12 protein-coding genes are annotated in these 17,260 nt (G+C 67.0%); 2 read left to right on the top strand and 10 right to left on the bottom strand.

Translation table 11 applies throughout. The annotated features are described in order from the left end of the window. Positions 1-6 precede the first annotated feature (6 nt). From GDI_RS02650 to GDI_RS02610, 9 genes are all read right to left on the bottom strand, one after another. Entirely contained in the window at positions 7-1,416 is a 1,410-nt protein-coding gene (locus GDI_RS02650; RefSeq protein WP_012553776.1) for an efflux transporter outer membrane subunit, read from the bottom strand. Continuing rightward, the gene (locus GDI_RS02645) at positions 1,416-2,597 is read right to left on the bottom strand and encodes an efflux RND transporter periplasmic adaptor subunit (RefSeq protein WP_012223067.1); all 1,182 of its coding nucleotides are present in this window, start codon (positions 2,595-2,597) and stop codon (positions 1,416-1,418) included. The genes GDI_RS02650 and GDI_RS02645 overlap by 1 nt, the downstream gene beginning before the upstream one ends. After that, complete coding sequence (locus tag GDI_RS02640; protein ID WP_012223065.1) at positions 2,594-5,716, bottom strand: efflux RND transporter permease subunit; 3,123 nt, start codon at positions 5,714-5,716, stop codon at positions 2,594-2,596. The genes GDI_RS02645 and GDI_RS02640 overlap by 4 nt, the downstream gene beginning before the upstream one ends. Before the next feature lie 99 nt (positions 5,717-5,815). After that, entirely contained in the window at positions 5,816-6,865 is a 1,050-nt protein-coding gene (locus GDI_RS02635) for a sulfate/molybdate ABC transporter ATP-binding protein (protein ID WP_012223063.1), read from the bottom strand. Next, the gene (locus GDI_RS02630; protein ID WP_012223061.1) at positions 6,862-7,680 is read right to left on the bottom strand and encodes a sulfate ABC transporter permease; all 819 of its coding nucleotides are present in this window, start codon (positions 7,678-7,680) and stop codon (positions 6,862-6,864) included. Before GDI_RS02630 ends, GDI_RS02635 begins: the two co-directional genes overlap by 4 nt. Continuing rightward, complete coding sequence (gene cysT, locus GDI_RS02625) at positions 7,680-8,525, bottom strand: sulfate ABC transporter permease subunit CysT (protein WP_012223059.1); 846 nt, start codon at positions 8,523-8,525, stop codon at positions 7,680-7,682. Before cysT ends, GDI_RS02630 begins: the two co-directional genes overlap by 1 nt. 11 nt (positions 8,526-8,536) lie before the next feature. After that, a complete protein-coding gene (locus GDI_RS02620; RefSeq protein WP_012223049.1) occupies positions 8,537-9,568 on the bottom strand; it encodes a sulfate ABC transporter substrate-binding protein in 1,032 nt (343 codons plus the stop codon). A gap of 38 nt (positions 9,569-9,606) precedes the next feature. Next, positions 9,607-11,253, bottom strand: coding sequence for an OprO/OprP family phosphate-selective porin (locus tag GDI_RS02615; RefSeq protein ID WP_231854197.1), 1,647 nt, complete (start codon positions 11,251-11,253; stop codon positions 9,607-9,609). Between the two features lie 285 nt (positions 11,254-11,538). Then, positions 11,539-12,138: a TetR/AcrR family transcriptional regulator gene (locus tag GDI_RS02610; RefSeq protein ID WP_041249256.1), complete on the bottom strand. Its 600-nt coding sequence runs from the start codon at positions 12,136-12,138 to the stop codon at positions 11,539-11,541. 135 nt (positions 12,139-12,273) lie between these two features. Between GDI_RS02610 and GDI_RS02605 the strand changes: the two genes are divergently transcribed. Further along, positions 12,274-13,245 carry an SDR family NAD(P)-dependent oxidoreductase gene (locus GDI_RS02605; RefSeq protein ID WP_012223046.1) on the top strand — a complete coding sequence of 324 codons (972 nt, stop codon included), beginning with the start codon at positions 12,274-12,276 and terminating at the stop codon, positions 13,243-13,245. A gap of 3 nt (positions 13,246-13,248) precedes the next feature. Here the strand turns inward: GDI_RS02605 and GDI_RS02600 are convergent, their stop codons facing one another. Further along, a complete protein-coding gene (locus GDI_RS02600; RefSeq protein ID WP_012223045.1) occupies positions 13,249-14,328 on the bottom strand; it encodes a hypothetical protein in 1,080 nt (359 codons plus the stop codon). Positions 14,329-14,569: 241 nt separating this feature from the next. Here GDI_RS02600 and GDI_RS02595 point away from each other — a divergent pair, with 241 nt between their 5' ends. Next, positions 14,570-17,077, top strand: a complete 2,508-nt coding sequence (locus GDI_RS02595) for a TonB-dependent receptor (RefSeq protein WP_012223044.1) — start codon at positions 14,570-14,572, stop codon at positions 17,075-17,077. Positions 17,078-17,260 lie beyond the last annotated feature (183 nt).

Genomic DNA, 17,260 nt, shown 5'->3' with positions numbered 1-17,260 from the left:
TCTGCTTTATCCGCCCCATCCCCCGCCCAGTGCCTTGATCAGCGCCACCGACGCCGTCATCCGGCGCACGCGGATATCGACCTCAGACAGCCGGTCGGACAGTTCGATATTCCGTGCGAGGATGACGTTGTAGTAGCTGGCGAGCCCGCCGGTATTGAGTTCGCCCGCGCGATGCGTCGCGTCCTGCGCCGCGATGACGGCCTGCTGCTGCGTGGCGGATTCCTCGGCCAGACGACGCAGGGAGACGAGGCTGTCCTCGACATCGCGGCAGGCATCGAGGACCGTCTGCCGATAGCGCGCGACCTCCTCGTCATAAACCGCGCGGGCATGCGCGTTCAGGGCGGCGCGCCGGCCGCCGTCGAACACGTTCAGCAGCGCTTCCGGGCCGAAGGACCAGGCCTGGGCCGGCGCTACCAGAAGGTGGTTGGGCATGGCGGCCTGCACGCCCATCATGGCGTTGATGTTGAAAGCGGGAAAATACGCCGCCCGCGCCACGCCGATATCGGCGTTGGCCGCCGCGACGCGCCGTTCCGCCGCCGCGATGTCCGGCCGGCGCTGCAGCAGCGCCACCGGCAGGCCGGGGGCGATCGGGGGCGGGGCGGAATCGAGCGAACGCGCCGCGACGGCGAATGTCGCCGGCGGCTGGCCGGTCAGGATGGCGATAGCATGTTCCAGCATGGCCCGCCGCAACCGGTTGTCGGCGGCCTGGGTCAGCAGCCCGTCGAGCTGCGCGGTGGCGGCGGATACATCGGGCTGCGCCGCGTAGCCGACATCGAACTGCGCCTGGGTCAGGGCCAGCGCATGCCGGTAATTGCCGACCGTCTGGTCCAGGACCGCCTGCATGGCGTCGTAGCCGCGCAGCGTGAAGTAATCGGTCGCGAGTTCGGCATGAAGGCTGAGATCGACCGTGGCGAGGTCCCCGGCGCTGGCCTGCGCCCGTGCCCGGCCGGCCTTCGCGGTATTGCGGACGCGGCCCCAGACGTCGACCTCGTATTGCAGGTCCAGGCCCAGGCTGTAGCTGTTGAAGGTCGACTTGTTGAACACGTTCGCGGTTTCGCGCGACAGGCCCGATCGCGACGCGGAACCGGTGAAATCCAGCGTGGGGTAATAGCCGGCCTGGGCCGTGCGGGCGTCGGCGCGGGCTTCGTCATATTGCGCGACGGCGACCCGCAGGTCCTGGTTCGCGATCGTGACCCGGTCTTCCAGCGCATCGAGAACAGGATCGTGGAAGATCCGCCACCATGGCCCCTTCGGCACATCGTCCCCCGGCACCGCCAGGGCCCATCCGTCCCGTTCCTTGAACGATGCCGGGACCGGCGCCACGGGCGGCGCATAGCGCGGCGCCAGGTCGCAGGCAGCCGGTACCATGGCCGCCAGCAGCATCAGGACACGCCACGCGCGGCTGTGGCATGACATCACGGATGCCGGTCCGGCCTGGCTGCCGCCTGGGCAGGGGCCGGGGATGCGACATGCACGCGCTCGCCATCCGCCAGCGAGGATGGCGGGTTGAGGATGACCCGGTCCCCGGGGGCGATGCCGGTCAGGATTTCGACCGTCGTCCCGAAATCGCGTCCCTGCGTGATCGCGTGCAGGCTGGCCCGTCCGTCCGGCGACAGGGTGGCGACCCGCAGCCCTTCGGCCCGGAACAGCAGGGCGTTGGCGGGAATCCGCACGCCCCGATCCGCGCGGCGCAGCTTGAAATGGACCTCGGTATAGCCGCCGGGCAGCAGCGCGCCCTGGGCGTTGTCGGCGCGAAGCTGCACCAGCAGGGTCCGGGCGTCCGGCTGCAACGCGCCCGCCGTGCGGGTCAGCGTGGCCGGGAAGGCGCGCCCCGGATATTCCGGAAAGCGGAGTTCGACCGGAAGGCCGATCCGGATATCCGGCGCATAGGTCTGCGGAACCTGGACATAGACCCGCAGCCAGCTCGTATCGGTAACGCGGAACAGTTCCGCGCCGCTGCCGCTGCCGGCGGTGATCAGGCTGCCATTGTCGGTCTCGCGCGCCGTGACGATACCGTCGTAGGGTGCCACGACTTTTTCGAACCCCACCAATTGTTCCAGCCGCTGCACGTTGGCCTCGTTCGAGGCCACGGTGGCGGCGCGGGCGGCGGCGTCGCTGGCGGCCTGATCGTTCTGCTGCGCGGAGACCGAACGTGTCGGCAGCAGGGCATGCACCCGCCGGGCCGTCGCCTGCGCCACCATGTTGTTGGCGCGCGCGGTCATCAGGTCGGCGCGCGCCTGGCGAAGCTGCTGGTCGATTTCCGGGGATTCGATCGTCGCCAGCAGATCGCCCGCTTTCACCCGCGTTCCGATATCGGTATACCAGCGCTGGATATATCCGCTGGTCCGCGCATAGATCGGCGTGTCGTACGCGGCGCTGACGCTGCCGGGCAGCACGATCTCCTCGACATCCGGGCCGGCCTGGGCCGGGACCACGGCCACCGTCGCGACGGCGGCGTCATCGGTCGCCCGCGCCAGCCTGCGTCCGGCATGGACCCGCGACCAGATCCCCCAGCCGGCAACGCCGATCGCGACCAGAAGAAGACCGGCCAGCAGCAGCCCGGCGCGGCCACGCCCCGCCTTTGGCCCCTCGGTCACGACGCGGCCCCGTTTTCCGGCGCGGGCGGGCGCGCACCCCGGCCATGGATCATCGAGAACACCGCCGGCACGAACACGAGCGTCGCGGTCGTCGCGAAGCACAATCCGCCGATCACGGCCCGCCCCAGCGGCGCGTTCTGCTCGCCCCCCTCGCCCAGGCCGAGCGCCATCGGGACCATGCCGATCATCATGGCCAGGGCAGTCATCAGGACGGGACGAAACCGCGTATATCCGGCCTCGACCGCGGCGGTGTGCGCGTCCGAGCCCTCGCGGTCCATGTGGTCGCGGGCGAAGCTGACCACCAGGATGCTGTTGGCCGTCGCCACCCCGATGCTCATGATCGCGCCGGTCAGGGCCGGCACGCTGACCGGCGTGCCGGTCACGATGATGAACGCGTCGGTCCAGGACTGGAAATTGACGACGATCAGCAGATAGACCAGCAGCGTCGCGAAACCCAGGCCGGCATACAGCGCGGTGAAGGCCGTATTCATCGTTTCCGCCTGTCCCCGCACCGTGATCCGCGATCCGCGCGGCAGGTCCTTGTGCATGTCGGCGACGATCCGGCGGATATCCGTCGCCACCGCGCCCAGGTCGCGATCCTGGGTCGTGGCGTAGAGATCGACCGTGGGCGCCACGTTGTAATGGGTTTCGACCGACGGCCCCACCCCGCGCAGGACCGTCGCGACGGCGCCGAGGATCTGGTTGCCCGCGCCGCCGGTGCCCCCGATCGGGATGTCGCGCAGGGTGTCGAGGGAATCGAGCTGGGGCTGCGGCGTCTGGGCAACCAGCGGGTAGGATACGCCGTTTTTGGTATCGAGCCAGAATGTCGGGTTGGTCTGGAACGTTCCGGTCAGCGACACCAGCAGGTCGTTGGCCACGTCGCGTTGCGTCAGGCCCAGTTCCGCCGCCCGGCTGCGATCGACGCGGACATCGAATTCGGGATAGTCGTACGCCTGCTGGATATGAGGGTCGGCAATGCCCGGCACGTGGCGGATGCGCGCCAGCAGGCGCTGCGCGTACCGGTTGTTGGCCGTCAGGTCGAAGCCCGCGACCTGAACGTCGATCGGCGCCGGCGCGCCGAAATTCAGGATCTGGGTCACGATATCCGTCGGCAGGAACGCAAACGTGACGCCGGGAAACGCGGCGGCCAGGCTGCCCCGCAGCCGCCGCACATACTCCGCCGTCGGGCGGTGGGTGGCGGACAGGGTGATCAGGATATCGGCATCGGCGGCGGTGGTGGGGGCCGAAGTGCTGTAGGTCAGATTGATGCCGCTGACCGGCAGGCCGATATTGTCCACCACGCTGCCGATCTCGGCGGGGGGAATGACGGTACGGACGGCATCTTCCACCTGGTCGCACAGGCGCGCCGTTTCCTCGACCCGCAATCCGGCGTGGGCGCGGACATGAAGCTTGATCTGTCCGCTGTCGACCGAGGGGAAGAAATTGCTGCCCAGCCACAGGAACAGCAGCAGCGAGACCAGCATGAAGCCGAGAAAAAGAGGAACGAACACCGACCGGCGGGCGATGGTGCCCTCCAGGGTCCGGCGATAGCGGTCCCGCACGCCCTGGAAGCCGCGTTCGAATCCCTGCTGCCACCGCCGCAGCGGATTGCGCGTCGGCGCGTCTTCCGCGTGCGTCTGATGCGGCTTGAGCCAGTATTTGGCCAGGGTCGGCACCAGGGTGCGCGACAGCAGGTAGGACGCGAACATGGCGAAGCAGATGGCCTCGGCCAGGGGCACGAACAGATAGCGCGCGACGCCGCCCAGGAAGAACATCGGCGTGAAGACGATGCAGATGCACAGCGTCGCGACGAAGGCGGGCACGGCGATTTCCTGCGCGCCGGCCAGGATCGCGGGTTCCACCTCCTCGCCGGCTTCCAGGTGGGCGTTGATGTTCTCGATGGCCACGGTGGCGTCGTCGACCAGGATGCCGACCGCCAGCGCCAGGCCGCCCAGGGTCATGATGTTGATCGTCTGCCCCAGGAAGAACAGCGCGATGATCGAACACAGGATCGACAGCGGGATCGAGATCGTGATGATGATCGTGCTGCGCCAGCTTCCCAGGAACAGCAGGATCATCAATCCCGTCAGCGCCGCCGCGATCGCGCCCTCGCGCACCACGCCGCTGATCGCGGCCTTGACGAAGACCGACTGGTCGCCGATCGGCGCGACGCGCAGCGCCGGCGGCGAACTGGCACGGATCAGCGGCAGCCGTCCCTTGATCTGGCTGATGATATCCAGCGTCGAGGCGTCGCCGGTCTTCTGGATCGTCATCAGGGTGGCCCGGCGGCCGTCGACGCGGACGATGTTGGTCTGCGGCGCCGACCCGTCGCGCGCATGGGCGACATCATGCAGATAGATGATGGTGCCGTTGACAATGCGGATCGGCAGGTCGTTCATGTCCTGCGCCAGGACGGGGCTGCCGTTCAGCCGCACGTTGTACTCGAATTCGCCGACCTTCTCGGTCCCGGCGGGGATGATCAGGTTCTGGGCGTTGATGGTCGCGACGATGTCCTGCGCCGAAATATGCCGTTCGCGCATGCGGGACTGGTCGAGGTCGATCTGGATCTGCCGCTGCCGCCCGCCATAGGGAAAGGGAATGGACGCGCCCGCCACGCCCGCAAGCTGCGTCCGGACGAAATTGTTGGCCAGGTCGAACAGTCCCTGTTCGGTAATCGTCTGGCTGGACAGCGCCAACTGGATGATCGGCACGCTGGACGCGTTGTAGGACAGGATGAAGGGCGGCGTGGTGCCGGGCGGCAATTGCCGCAGCCAGGCCTGCGCCACCGCCGTCACCTGGCTCATGGACAGATCGACATTGGCGCCCTCGTGGAAGAACAGCTTCACGACGGCCATGCCGGTGATCGACTGGGATTCGATATGGTCGATATCGTTGACCGCGACCAGCGACGCGCGTTCGAACCCCGCGGTGATCCGGCCGCTCATTTCCTGGGGCGGCAGGCCGTTATAGGTCCAGATGACGCCGATGACGGGAATGCGGATGGCGGGGAAGATATCGGTCGCCATGGTGGCGATCGTCAGCGGCCCGAGAATGGCCAGCAGCAAAGCCAGGACGATGAACGTGTAGGGCCGGCTCAGCGCGATCCTGACGATCCACATCTTGTTGGTCTTCCCGATATCGCCAGGGGCATGTCGGTCCGTGGTTCGAGAGACCATAAGGGTTCGTAGCCGCCGAGAGTTCCGGCGGGCGGGGGTCCTTCACCCGAACGCCAGCCGCGTCCCGTCGCGAAAGATGCGGGCCCGCGCGATATCGAGGGCGACGGGCCCGGGGGCATCCGCCTGCTCCGCGGGTGCCAGGATTTCGACGTCGCGCTGTCCCAGCGCGACATGAAACCGGCGCAGACCGTGCTGGCGGCCCTTCAGCGGGGTGGCGGCGGCGGTCCCCCTGCCCTCGACCAGGCGCACCTCGTGCGGGCGGACCAGGGCCGACGCCGGGCCGTCCGCCGCCGTGGTGGACAGGGGCAGGACGTTCGCATCGTCCGGGTGGAACCACCCCTGCGCGATCCGGCCGGGAAATGCCAGGGCTTCGCCCAGGAACTCCATCACGAAGGGGGTCGCGGGCGCGGCGTCCAGCGTTTCGGCATCCGCGTCCTGCACGATCCGGCCGTCCTGCATCACGACCAGGCGGTCCGCCACGTCCAATGCTTCCTCGTGATCATGGGTGACCAGGATGGTGGTCAGGCCCAACTGGTCGTGCAGGTCGCGCAGCCAGCGCCGGATCTGGCGGCGCACGATGGGGTCGAGCGCGCCGAAGGGTTCGTCCAGCAGCAGCAGGCCCGGCCTGGTCGCCAGCGCCCGCGCCAGGGCCACGCGCTGGCGCTGGCCGCCGGACAACTGGTCCGGATAGGCGCCGCCCAGCGTCGGCAACTGGATCAGGTCCAGCAGTTCCGTCACCCGCGCCGCGATCGACGCACGGTCCGGCCGGTCCCGCCGTGGCAGGACGTCCAGGCCGAAGGCGATGTTGCGCGCCACGGTCATGTGACGGAACAGCGCGTAGTTCTGGAACACGAACCCGATCCGGCGGTCGCGCATGGGCCGCCCCGCCAGCGGCAGGCCATCGACATGCAATGCCCCCTCCTGCCGGCCGCCCAGGCCGGCGATCGCGCGCAGCAGGGTGGTCTTGCCCGCGCCGGACGGGCCGACCAGGGCAATGAAGGCGCCGTCTTCCACTGTCAGCGAGATGTCGTCCAGAAGCTTGCGCGAGGTGCCGGGGGCGTATTGGGTCAATGAGTCGAGCCGCACGCTCATGAAGACGCTTTCTTGAAATCATGCTCGAAGAACGACCGCAGCAGGACGGTCGTCATCGCAATCAGGGCCAGCAGCGCCGCCATGGCGAAGGCGGCGACCGTCTGATAGCCGTTATAGAGCGTCTCGATATGCAGGGGCATGGTTTCGGTCAGGCCGGGAATGTGGCCCGATACGACCGAGACCGCCCCGAATTCGCCGATGCCGCGCGCGGTGGTCAGCAGGATGCCCGACAGCAGGGCCCAGCGCGCGCCCGGGATCGTGACGCGCCACAGCGTCTGCCAGAACCCGGCGCCCAGCAGGAAGGCCGCTTCCTCGGCATCGCGGCCCTGCTGTTCCATCAGCGGCATCAGGGTCCGGGCGACGTAGGGAAAGGTGACGAACAGCGTGGCCAGGATAATGCCCGGCGTGGCGAAGGCGACCTGGATGTTATGCCGGGCCAGCAGCGCGCCCCACCACCCGCCCCGGCCGAACAGCAGCAGCCAGACCAGGCCCGCGATCACCGGCGACACGCTGATCGGCAGTTCGATCAGGACCAGCAGGACCCCACGGCCGGGAAAGCGGTATTTCGTCAGCGCCCATGCCGCCATCACGCCGCCCACGCTGTTGATGGCGGTGGAGGCCAGCGTCACCACCAGCGTCAGACGAATGGCGGCGACGGCGTCCGGGTCCAGCAGGCTCTGCCACGCCGGGGCAAAGCCGGTGGCCAGCGCCTGGGCGACGACCAGCACCAGCGGAAGGACCAGCACCAGCAGGACCACGGCGTACACCGCAGCCGCCAGCAGGACGCCGCCCGTGCGGGAGGACCGGCCGGGCATCAGGCGGCATCCGGGGCGACGAGCCCGCGCGACGCCCGCCGCCGCAGCCGGGACACGCCGGTCTGGCACAGCAGCGCGCTGACCAGCAGGATCAGCGCGATGGCGGTGGCGCCGCTGTAGTCGAATTCCTGCAGGCGTACCACGATCAGCAGCGGCGCGATCTCGCTGCGGAAGGGCTGGTTGCCGGCGATGAAGATGACCGAGCCGTATTCCCCGATGCAGCGGGCGAAGGCCAGGCTGAAGCCGCCGATGACCGGCGGCAGCAGGGGCGGCAGCAGCACGTGCCGGACCGTCTGGAACGGACTGGCGCCCAGCAGCATCGAGGCTTCCTCCATCTCGGGCGGCAGGGCCCGCAGGACGGGCTCGACCGCGCGGACGACGAAGGGCAGGCCGACGAAGACCAGGGCGGTGACGATGCCGGCCGGCGTAAAGGCGATATGGATGCCCGCCCTGGCCAGGGGTGCGCCCAGCCAGCCGTTGGGTCCGTACAGCGTGGCCAGCGTGATGCCCGTCACGGCGGTGGGCAGGGCGAAGGGCAGGTCGATCAGCGCGTCGATCGCCCGCCGCCCGGGCACCCGCCCCCGGACCAGCGCCCATGCCAGAAGCAGTCCCATCGGCACGTCGAGCAACGCGGCCAGCGCCGCGCAGCCGAAGCTGACGCGCAGGGCGGCGTATATGCGCGGATCATGCAGCGCCCGCAGCACGGCCCCCGTGCCGTCCTGCCAGGGACGAAGCACCAGCGCCACCAGGGGCAGCGCCACGATCAGCCCGATCCAGACCAGCGTGAAGCCGATCGAGACCGAAAAACCCGGCAGCGCGTCGCGCCGCCGCAGGCGAAACGCCATGACGGAACCCGTTACCGGCTGTAGATCTGGTCGAACACGCCGCCGTCGGCGAAATGCGTCTTCTGCACGCGGGTCCATCCGCCCAGGCTGGCGACGTCGAAAACCGTGGTCTTCGGGAAGACCGACGCGCTTTCGGCGATGATCGCGGGATCGACGGGCCGGAAATAATGCTTCACCCCGATCCGCTGGCCTTCCGGCGTGAACAGGAACCGCAGATAGGCCTCGGCCACCGCTGCCGTGCCGTGCGCCTGCACGTTGCGGTCCACCACCGCGACGGGCGGTTCGGCCAGGATGGTAAGGGGGGGAACGACGATGTCGAACTTGTCCGGCCCCAGGTCGCGCGAGGCCAGCAGGGCCTCGTCCTCCCACGCGATCAGCACGTCGCCCAGCCCGCGCTGCACGAAGCTGTTGGTCGCCCCGCGCGCGCCGGTATCCAGCACCGGCACATGGCCGAACAGGGCCTTGAGGTACGCCCGTGCCGACGCCTCGGACCCGCCGGGCTGCCGCAGGGCCCAGCCCCAGGCGGCCAGGTAGTTCCAGCGCGCGCCGCCGGAGGTCTTGGGATTGGGGGTGATGACCTGCACGCCGTCGCGGATCAGGTCGGGCCAGTCATGGATGCCCTTGGGGTTCCCCTTGCGCACCAGGAAGACGATGGTGCTGGTATAAGGTGTGGAATTGTGCGGCAGGCGCTGCTGCCAGTCGGCGGCCAGCAGCCCGTTCTGCGCCAGGATGTCGATGTCGTAGGCCAGGCCCAGCGTCACGACGTCGGCGGGCGCGCCCTCCAGCACCGAACGCGCCTGGGCGCCCGAACCGCCATGCGAACTGGTCACCACGACGCGCTCGCCGCCATGCGCGCCCGCCCAGGACGCGGCGAAGGCGCGGCTGACATCGGCATAGAGTTCGCGCGTCGGATCGTAGGACACGTTGAGCAGCCGGGGAGTGGCGGCCCGGGCCGGGCACGGCCCCACCGCGAGGGACGCCGCACCGGCGGCCGCGCCGGCAAGAAACGCCCGGCGCGAGGAAGAGGGGAAAACGTTCGTCATGACTGTCCTTGAAAGCCGTATCCGGGGAACCGGAAGGATCAGAACGAGGCCTGGACCCGGCCCATCACGGCATTGCCGCTGCGGCCCAGGAGGTTGACGCCGCCGGAGACGCCTTTCGACCGGCTGACGATGAAATGATCATAGTCCAGCATAAGTTTCACGTGCCGGGTCGGGTACCAGTTCACCCCCCCTTCCCAGACCGTCTGCTGGTTGCCGTTGATGCCCTTGCCGCCCTGGTCGGGGACATCGCCCAGGTCCGTCACGCTCCAGCGGCCGCTGACTTCCATCGCGCCCCACTGGTCGTGCAGCGGATCGAAATCGTAGATCACCCCGGGCGTGGTGAAGGCGGCGGTCTTGGCGTTATAGGCGCGCCCCTTGCCGAACAGCGTGTAGTTGCCGCGACGTACCACCGTCGAAGCCCAGCGACGGCAGGGGCGCCGCGCCGCGGGCGGCGCGCCGCGCTCGACGCCAATATGGTAATATTCGCTCTTCAGCAGGAAGTTCCGCCACCGGAACCCGACCTGCGGGCCCGCGGCCCAGATCTGGGCGACGTTGGTCAGCGCGCCCGATGTCAGCAGCGATGTCTCGCCCAGCGGCATTTCCACATTGTCGCTGAAGGTATAGTTGCGGCCGGTCGAGCTCTGGTTGACCTTGAAGGCGCTGGTCGCGCCGGCACCGACATGGACGTCGATATCCTTGCTGACATAGGGACGGCCGGCGATGCGCGCCACCGCGCCGGTCTGGCTGTCGGTGATCGTGGTGTCCTTGGAACGGTCGCCGTATTTCTGTCCGGTGAAATAGGCCGCCGCCAGCCAGCGCTTTTCGGCGTGCTCGCCCCCGACGCTGAAGCGGGCGACACCGCCCGCCAGATTGCGGACCAGGTCCACGATCGTGGGACGTTCCATGAATTCGAACGACGAGGCGCGTTCCGCGCTTTCCTCTTCCATGCGCGGCTGGAAATAGCCGACGGTCAGGATCGTATGGCGCAGCCCGGTATAGTTCAGGTTCGCTTCGAACAGGCTGACCGATCCGTCGGCCGTCGCATTGCCGAATTCGGGGGTGACGTTGGCGACCCAGTCCTTGTAGCGCCAGGAGAAATACAGGCGGATGCGGCGTGCATTCTCGGTCAGCGGGTTGAAATTGCCCTTGCCCTCGCCCCGCTTGGGGGCCGTGCCGACGAAGCCGCCGATATCCTCCTGCGCCGTCAGGCCCAGCGAGAAGGCATAGGCCCCGTCATCCGACGCGATGGTCGGCCGCCCCTCCGGAAAGCCGATGGCCATGCCGCCGATATGCATGGTTTCGTCCCTGGCCGTCGCCGCCCTGAAATCCGACCACGAGGACGGAGGACCTTCCGGCGTGATCAGGCGGCTGCCGGCGTCGGACCGCGGCCCGCTGGAGGATCCGAACGTCAGCAGGGTGCGGTCCGGCACGGCCGGGGGCGTGCCGATCACGGGCTCCGGCCCGGTCCAGGGCGGGGGGGCGGCGCGCGCCACCCGGACGCGCCCTGCCGGGGCGCCATGCCTGGCGGCCTTCGCCCCGCTTTCGTCCCGCGCCACGCGCGCCTGCAACTGGCGGATTTCCCCCAGCATCTGCCGCATCTCGCGGCGCATGGCCGCGACCTCGTCGTCCTGCGACGCGGCCATGGCCCATGACGGCACGCCCGCCGACAGGGCCGTGCCGAACATGAGGAGAAACCGAATCCTGGAGTAAGCGCTCATAATTCCCGACGTCTCCGACCCCCGGCGCTTGCCGAAAAATAACCAATCCGCATGGTTGTTTTATGGAGAAATAACCATTGGTCGTGAGTGTTTGCTTTAATTAACAATATGGTCAAGTGAGTTTGGGGCCGGAAATCTCGCACTGTCACGTGGATGACATATTCCACCAACAAGTTGCACAATTGCAACATGTAATTTACTATTCCGTTAAGTAGAATCGGGCCGGATCGACGATCCGACCGACGCCCCGTCCTACAGACCTTCGTCCGCCGCCCGTGGCGCGCGCAACCCGGCGATCAGGACATCGACCAGAATCCGGGCGCTGTCCTGCCAATTGGCCGTGGGCGCGACATTGGCCACGCCGGCCAGCGCGCGCAGCAGGTCGACGGGGTCGAAATCCAGGCGGATTTCCCCACTGGCGACGGCCCGGTCCGCCAGCCGCGTCATGGTCGCGATCATCTGCGGGCCCGACGCGGCATACAGGTCCGACGGGCCGGCGATCAGCGCATTGAGCGCCGAAGCCATCACCTGCTTGGTGGCGATGTAATCGACGAACATCAGCATCCAGGCCCGCAACGCATCGACCGGCGCGTGGGTTTTGTCCAGATTCGCCGCCGCTTCGACCAGACGCCGGGTTTCGTTGCGATAGACCCCCTCGACCAGGGCGTCGCGGGTGGGAAAATGACGGTAGAGGGTACCGATCCCGACGCCGGCCCGGCGCGCAATTTCATCGAGACTGACGGCGGGCCCGATTTCGGCAAACGCCGCCTTCGCCACCTGAAGCAGCCGGTCGCGATTGCGTTGCGCATCCGCACGGGGCTTGCGCGGCTTCGCTGCTATGGAATCCGGCACGTCGCATATTCCCCTCTGAGCGCCCCTTGATAAACGGAGGGACCCTCCGTATTTAAACGGAGGCATTCTCCTTTTATATGCCGCACCGCCTTTCCCTCGGCAATGCAGGCCGGGCGTTTCACAAAGGACAGAATCATGGCTGAATCCTTCAATGCCACGTCGACCACCGACGATGTGCTGGCGGGTGTCGATCTGCGCGGCAAGCGCGTGCTTGTGACCGGCGTGTCCGCCGGACTGGGTGTGGAAACCGCCCGCGCCCTTGCCGCCCATGGCGCGCACGTCGTCGGCGCGGCGCGCGACCTGGCCAAGGCCGAGCGCGCGACGGCGCATGTCCGCGCCGCCGCCGCCCATGGCGGCGGGCTGGACCTGATCGAACTGGACCTGGCCGCGCTGGCCAGCGTGCGCGCCTGCGCCAACGCCCTGCACGCGACCGGCAAGCCCTTCGACCTGGTCGTCGCCAATGCGGGCGTGATGGCCTCCCCCTTCGGCCACACGGCGGATGGGTTCGAAACCCAGTTCGGGACCAACCATCTGGGCCATTTCGTGCTGGTCAACCGGATTGCCGCGCTGATGCGGCCGGGATCGCGGCTGGTCAGCCTGGCGTCCTCGGGCCATCGCTTCGCGGATGTCGACCTCGACGATCCGAATTTCGACCATACGCCGTACGATCCCTTCGTCGCCTACGGCCGGTCCAAGACCGCGAATATCCTGTTCGCGGTGGAATTCGACCGCCGGCACAAGGATCGCGGCGTGCGGGCCACGGCGGTGCATCCCGGCGGAATCCGGACGGAACTCGCCCGCTACATGGACCCCGCGCATCTTCAGGCGATGATCGACGGCATCAACGCCGACCTGGCCGCCGAGGGCAGGCCCCCCTTCGCATGGAAGACGATCCCGCAAGGGGCCGCGACCTCGGTCTGGGCCGGAATCGTCGCCCCGGCCGCAGAGGTCGGCGGGCGGTATTGCGAGAACTGCCACGTGAGCGAGGTCGTGGCGGACCGCAAGATCAGCGTCATGAGCGAGGGCGTGCGCCCCTACGCCCTGGACCCCGAGCATGCCAGGGCGCTGTGGGCGAAGAGCGAGGACATGGTCGGCGAAACGTTCTGACCGCTATCCGTTGGCGGGGATCGTCACGATCGTGCTGGGGCCCTTGCTGGTCTTCGACAGCTCCAGCAGAATCTGCAGCATGGTGAAGGCCAGCTTGCTGTCGAAGTCGTCGTCGGCGATCCAGTAATATTTGTGGTTGTAGCTGGTGCGGGCAAAGACGGCTTCCGGGCAGTCGGGGGTGACGTGAACCACGACGATGGGCCGGGTTTCCCGTCCGATCAGCCGGATCGTGGGGCGGGTGCGGCCCGAGGCCACGTCTTCCTCGGGCACCTCGATCTGATAGGCGATCTGGCCCAGGACGCCGAGTATCGTCCGCGTCAGCAGCCGGATCTGGCCCTTGCGGGGCCGGCCGCCGCCATAGACGACCTGCACGCGCTCGTCATTCTGCGCCATGCCCAGCAGGCGGCGCACGTCATGGACCACGGGCGACAGGGCGGGATCGTCCGTCGAGGCGATCGACAGGAAGACGCGATCGTCCGCCGGGTCCTCCTTGCCCGTGGCGGCCGGGTCGCGTTCAAGCTGGATGCCCAGCAGGCCGGCCAGCTGCAACTGGCGCAGGTCGTAGATCAGGTCGAAGAAGGCGGGCGAACCGCGCCCGACATCGCCGCCGAGCGCGCCCGCATTGCTGATCAGGTTGATCGACTGCACCGCAAGGCGGAACAGCACGTCGATCGGCAGGCCGCCCATGGCCAGCGGCAGCAGGTTGCCGGGCGGCAGCGGGCGCAGGACGCTCTGGGCATACGCGTCGCCGGTAACGGGCTGGAAGGTGAAGGTCGGGCTTTCCTGCAACTGGGCGCCCACGCCGCCATAGGGGCGGCTGGCCAGGGAATAGGTCCCGATCCCGGCCGATATGTTGCGCTGGAGCTGATAGCCCGAGATCAGCTGCGTGGTGTCGAGGAAGCCCGGCGTGTCGGCATAGCGCAGGCGCACCACGTTCAGCAGGGTCTGCTGCTTGCCTGAACTGGTCAGGGCCCGGGAATAGTCGCTCTGGTCGCGATCCAGCCGGGTCGGCCCGATTTCATAGCATCCCGCCAGGCAGAATAATAAGGGCAGCGGAAGGAAGGCACGGAAAAATCTGTTCATTGACCACAGGCGATTGTTCGGGGGCAGGCCCACGCATAGGGCCGCCGCGCGCTCGCGCCAATATGATTTTACCTTATTTTCCGTAATGTCCGCGTCACACAGGCTGGCGGCCTGTGTGACACTCTTGCATCATCGCAATAAATTTTGTTACGCCGCAGGCAACCCGGACAGCCATCGGGTTGCCGCACCAGTTCCGATTCCGTAACTTTATTACGTATCGGAAATTAAACGGAATAGCTTTATGCGGCAAAAAATGTCCTGGACCCTGTGCGCGATTCTGGCTTCGACGGCCCTCGCCAATATCGCCCGGGCCGACGCGCCGCAGGACACGCAGGCACGCAAGGCCGCCTCCGGAACGCCGCAATCCGGCACACCGAAATCCGGCACGGCGAAACCCGGTGCGTCGAAGCCGGGCGCGCGCAAGGCCGCCGCCACCCCGGCGCCGCAGGAGGAATCCGTCGCCGTCACCGCGCGCCGCAACATTCCGCACAATGCCGAAAACCTCGTAACCAGGGCGATGATCGAGCAGCAGGTCGCGGGAACGAACATTCTGAAGTCGCTGACCCAGGTCCCGGGCGTCAGCTTCAGTTCCACGGACGCGCTCGGCCTCGATACCTGGGGCGCCAATGTCTATATGCGCGGCTATTTCATGGATCAGCTCGGCATGTCGCTGGACGGCATTCCACTGAACGACCAGACCTACGGCAACCTCAATGGCGTCAACATCGCCAATACCGCCATTTCCGACGACATCGAACGCACCAACGTCTCGCAGGGCGCGGGGGCGGTGGATATCCCGTCGAACACCAACCTCGGCGGCACGATGCAGTTCTTCACGGGTGACCCGAAGGACAAGTTCGGCGGCAAGGTCAGCCAGGGCTTCGGCTCCTACGCCATGAAGCACACCTATGTCCGCATCGACAGCGGCCAGCTCAATCCGACCGGCACGAAATTCTTCGTCTCCTACGCCCGCAACTATGAAGAAAAATATGATTCGCCCAGCCCGGCCTTCATGCAGCAGGTCGATGCCAAGCTGGTGCAGCCGCTGGGCCCGAACAGCCGCATGTCCGCCTTCTTCAACTGGTCCGATGCCGAGGTCTGGGGCTATGCCGATAAATCGCTCGATATCCTGAACACGCTGGGCTGGCGCACCGAATCCTTCTACCCCAATTATGCCGCCGCCTATGCCGCCGCGAACTGGGTCAATTATTGCGACGGCACCACGCCGTCCTGCGCGACGCCGCCTGGCGTCCGGGGCAAGGCCCAGTTGCCGGCGGGCTGGATCAACACCAACGAGCAGGCGGGGGTCGCCTTCTATGATGCCGGTCAGCATACGGTCAATTATGTCGGCGGCCTGAACTTCGACGTGGCGGTGACCGACCGCCTGCGCTGGACATCGACGATCTATGGCCACAGCGACACCGAATACGACACGTACGGCGATCCCTACCAGCCGTCCGCCACCGGCGCGCCGCTGTCGGAACAGGTGTGGCAGCCCAGGCAGGAACGCTACGGCTTCCAGACGGCGCTGGAGTACCACATCGCCGATCACACGATCCATAGCGGCGTCTGGTTCGAGAACAACAACCAGGCGTACTCGCAGTTCTGGTATAACGAGCCGCTGCTGGGCCAGGGCGCGCCGCTGAAGACCGTGGGCCCCTACACCACCTACGGGCCGGCCTTCATGCAGAATTACGGCTTCCAGTGGAACACCAACACGTTCCAGTATCATTTCATGGATACGTGGCGGCCGCTTCGTACCGTTGCGATCAATTACGGCTTCAAGTCCATGCTCCAGACGACATCGGGCGGGGCGAACTACAACAACGAGGCGTTCAATTACGGGCCGCTGCCGAACGGCAGCATGACGTCGTCGGCGGCGTTCCTGCCGCATGTCAATCTCGACTGGCGCTTCCTGCCCCATAACGAGATCTATTTCGACATGGCCGAGAACATGCGTCCCTACAGCATCGCGGGCACCGGCGGTGCCAGCGGCGTCGCCTCGCCCTGGGCCGTGTCGGTTCCGACGCCCACGGACGGTTCCACCCCGGCGCAGACCTCGCAGCAGGTGTTCCAGCAATTGCAGAAGACCCTGCGGCCGGAAAAGGACTTCACCTATCTGCTGGGCTATCGCTATTCGTCCCGGCTGGCCGTGATCTCGCTGGACGGCTATCGCTCGGACGATTACCACCGCCTGATCTCCGCCTCGGTCGGGGACCTCAACAATCCCACATCGTCGGTCATCGATACGCAGAAGGCCGGCATGTGGGGCGCGGACGCCACGGCGACCATCACGCCCTATCCGGGCCTGTCGATCTATAACAGCTTCAGCTACAACCACTTCACCTACGGCGCGCATGTGAACGCCTGCCCGACCGAGGGCAATTGCGACCTCTACGGCAAGAAGATGGATGCCTATCCGTCCTTCATGTACAAGACGAACGTAAGCTATACGTGGCATCGGTTCACGGTGCATTTCGACGCGAACTACTATTCCAGCCGTCCGTTCTCGGTCATGAACGACACGCATGTGGCGCCCTACTGGCTGGCCAACAGCGGCGCGCGCTACCGGTTCGGCGACTACAGCGTCTTCAAGAACGTCACGCTCGACTTCAACGTCTACAACCTCTTCAATTCCAAATATATCGCGATGATGGGCGAAAACGGCTTCCCCGTGACCGGGGATTACCAGTCGATGGAGCGCGGCGCGGTCCGCGAGTTCTTCGGCAACGTCAACACGGAGTTCTGAGCAGGCACGATACGGAAAGCGGGCCCGGGCCTGTCAGGGGCGCCTTCCCTCGGGAAGGCGCCCTTTTTCGTGCCATCCTGTTGTCATGACGCAACAGCGGGGGAAATCCCGCCCAAACTGCGACGGAGCATATTGAAACGTTATATCATACGGTTTAAGGGAGACGGACGGGGCCGCCTGGCC

Origin of the sequence: Gluconacetobacter diazotrophicus PA1 5 (assembly GCF_000067045.1) — a bacterium.
GTDB lineage: Bacteria > Pseudomonadota > Alphaproteobacteria > Acetobacterales > Acetobacteraceae > Gluconacetobacter > Gluconacetobacter diazotrophicus.
Note: the sequence above shows the minus strand (reverse complement) of the source record. Positions and strands in the feature narration are given on the sequence as shown.

What these genes read in the sequence shown, in the direction of transcription:
- GDI_RS02650 (WP_012553776.1), bottom strand. Translation starts at nt 1,416, where the DNA reads ATGTCATGCCACAGCCGCGCGTGGCGTGTCCTGATGCTGCTGGCGGCC.
- GDI_RS02640 (WP_012223065.1), bottom strand. Translation starts at nt 5,716, where the DNA reads ATGTGGATCGTCAGGATCGCGCTGAGCCGGCCCTACACGTTCATCGTC.
- GDI_RS02635 (WP_012223063.1), bottom strand. Translation starts at nt 6,865, where the DNA reads ATGAGCGTGCGGCTCGACTCATTGACCCAATACGCCCCCGGCACCTCG.
- GDI_RS02630 (WP_012223061.1), bottom strand. Translation starts at nt 7,680, where the DNA reads ATGCCCGGCCGGTCCTCCCGCACGGGCGGCGTCCTGCTGGCGGCTGCG.
- cysT (WP_012223059.1), bottom strand. Translation starts at nt 8,525, where the DNA reads ATGGCGTTTCGCCTGCGGCGGCGCGACGCGCTGCCGGGTTTTTCGGTC.
- GDI_RS02620 (WP_012223049.1), bottom strand. Translation starts at nt 9,568, where the DNA reads ATGACGAACGTTTTCCCCTCTTCCTCGCGCCGGGCGTTTCTTGCCGGC.
- GDI_RS02615 (WP_231854197.1), bottom strand. Translation starts at nt 11,253, where the DNA reads ATGTTCGGCACGGCCCTGTCGGCGGGCGTGCCGTCATGGGCCATGGCC.
- GDI_RS02605 (WP_012223046.1), top strand. Translation starts at nt 12,274, where the DNA reads ATGGCTGAATCCTTCAATGCCACGTCGACCACCGACGATGTGCTGGCG.
- GDI_RS02600 (WP_012223045.1), bottom strand. Translation starts at nt 14,328, where the DNA reads ATGAACAGATTTTTCCGTGCCTTCCTTCCGCTGCCCTTATTATTCTGC.
- GDI_RS02595 (WP_012223044.1), top strand. Translation starts at nt 14,570, where the DNA reads ATGCGGCAAAAAATGTCCTGGACCCTGTGCGCGATTCTGGCTTCGACG.